This is a genomic window from Kocuria sp. CPCC 205260 (assembly GCF_040981045.1).
In the GTDB taxonomy this organism is placed as follows: Bacteria; Actinomycetota; Actinomycetes; order Actinomycetales; family Micrococcaceae; genus Kocuria; species Kocuria palustris.
This window is the reverse complement of record NZ_JAVKPT010000041.1, coordinates 1-710: the sequence shown is the minus strand read 5'-3', so window position 1 is coordinate 710 and position 710 is coordinate 1. Positions and strand designations below refer to the sequence as shown.

1 pseudogene is annotated in these 710 nt (G+C 69.4%); it reads right to left on the bottom strand.

Annotated elements, in window-relative coordinates:
- Positions 1-628 (bottom strand): annotated as a pseudogene (locus RF645_RS13020) (DNA polymerase V subunit UmuC); the annotation flags it as partial.
- Positions 629-710: the final 82 nt, after the last annotated feature.

Below are 710 nucleotides of genomic sequence, written 5' to 3'. Positions count from 1 at the left end.
CAGCGTCGCGCAGCTCGGCGACGGTGGTGGTCCCCTGGGCTGCCAGGCGGCGGGCGGTGCGCGCGGCCACCCCCCACACCTCGGTCACTGGCAGGGTGCCCATAAGCCGGCCCCAGAAGCCCGGCGGGGTGTTCTCCCAGTGCACCACGCCCCCGGTGGCGGGGATCTTCTTGGCCGCTTCGGTGGCCAGCTTGGCCAGGGTCTTGGTGGGGGCGATGCCCACGCTGACGGGCAGCCCTACGTTGCGCGCTTCCAACCGCTGCAGCTCCCGGCCCCAGGCCAGCAGCTCGCGTGTGTGCCCGGGGGGAGGGGTCAGGAAGCACTCGTCGATCGAGTAGATCTCCTGTGCCTGGGCGTAGCGGTCCAGCAGAGCCATGGTGCGTTGGGAGAGATCGGCGTAGAGCGGGTAGTTCGAGGATCTGCGCTGCAAGCCCCACCGGCGGGCATCGGCGGCGATCTTGAACCACGGATCTCCCATCTGGATCCCCAGGGCCTTGGCTTCGGCGGAGCGGGCGACCACACACCCGTCGTTGTTGCTCAGCACCACAGTGGGCTTGCCGAGCAGGGACGGGTCGAAGAGACGTTCGCAGGACACGTAGCAGTTGTTCACGTCCACCAGGGCGATCACGCCGAGCGCCCCGCGGGACGCAGGTGCCGGATGGAGTGCACGACCACACCCCAGACCACCAGCTCAGACAGACCGCCGACCA